At 60.0% G+C, this 1,130-nt stretch carries 1 protein-coding gene; it reads left to right on the top strand.

Features of this window, described 5'->3' with window-relative positions; genetic code table 11:
• Positions 1-50 precede the first annotated feature (50 nt).
• Positions 51-1,130: IS30 family transposase (locus tag EG850_RS13180; RefSeq protein WP_456237278.1), on the top strand; the 1,080-nt coding region annotated here is incomplete at its 3' end.

The following is a 1,130-nucleotide window of genomic DNA, read 5'->3' as shown; positions in this document are numbered from 1 at the left end:
GGCGGATTCAATTGGTTGTCGCAACACCCTGACACCGGAGGTGCTCAAGAATGGCGACGAAAGATTGGACCGCGAAAACCAGCGACGCGCCCGAGGGGGTGCGTAGGCAGTGGCGTGCGGATAGGGCGTTACGGCCCCCGATGCGATCTCCCGGTAGGCCGGAACCTTCCCGGCCAGTTCAGCGCGAGTTTTGGCGTCTGATCGCCACAGGAATCACCTCAGCTGAAGCTGCGCTACAAGTGGGCGTGTCAGTGCCAGTAGGTACGAGGTGGTTTCGGCATGCTGGGGGCATGACGCCACTCAGTTTGTGTGAGCCCACTGGGCGCTATCTCTCTTTTGAGGAACGTGAAGAGATCAGTCTCCTGCGCGCCCGAAATACAGGGGTGCGTGAGATTGCCCGCCAGTTGGGGCGTGACCCGGGCACAATATCGCGTGAGTTACGCCGCAATTCAGCCACCAGAAGTGGAAAGCTTGAGTACCGGCCATTGGTGGCGCAATGGAAAGCGCAACAGGCAGCCAAACGCCCCAAAGCAGCGAAGCTTGCTCAGAACGAGCGGTTGCGGGAGTATGTTCAAGAGCGGCTTGTTGGTGAGGTTCGGTTGCCCGATGGCACCATCATTCCGGGGCCCAAAGCCCCCGAATGGAAAGGACTGAATAAGCCGCATCGGGAGGACCGGAAGTGGTTCCTTGGGTGGAGCCCGCAACAGATTTCCGAACGGTTGAAGATCGACTTCCCCGATGATGAGAGTATGCGTATCAGTCACGAAGCGATCTATCAGTCTCTCTATATCGAGGGGCGAGGAGCACTCAAACGTGAACTCGTCGCGGCGCTACGAACTGGGCGTGCGCTCCGGAAACCGCGGGCAAGGTCGCAAAATAGACCACAGGGGCATGTCACCGCTGATGTGGTGATTTCCGAGCGCCCGGCCGAGGCGGCTGATCGCGCAGTTCCTGGGCATTGGGAAGGAGACCTCATCATCGGAACGAACCGGTCCGCGATTGGCACCCTCGTTGAGCGGAAGAGCCGTTCCACGCTGTTGGTACATCTGCCTCGACTTGAGGGATATGGGGAGCAGCCGGTAGTGAAGAACGGGCCCGCGCTTGGCGGTTATGGGGCTGAGGCGATGGCC

Origin of the sequence: Gulosibacter macacae, assembly GCF_003865375.1 — a bacterium.
Classification (GTDB): Bacteria; Actinomycetota; Actinomycetes; order Actinomycetales; family Microbacteriaceae; genus Gulosibacter; species Gulosibacter macacae.
Note: the sequence above shows the minus strand (reverse complement) of the source record. Positions and strands in the feature narration are given on the sequence as shown.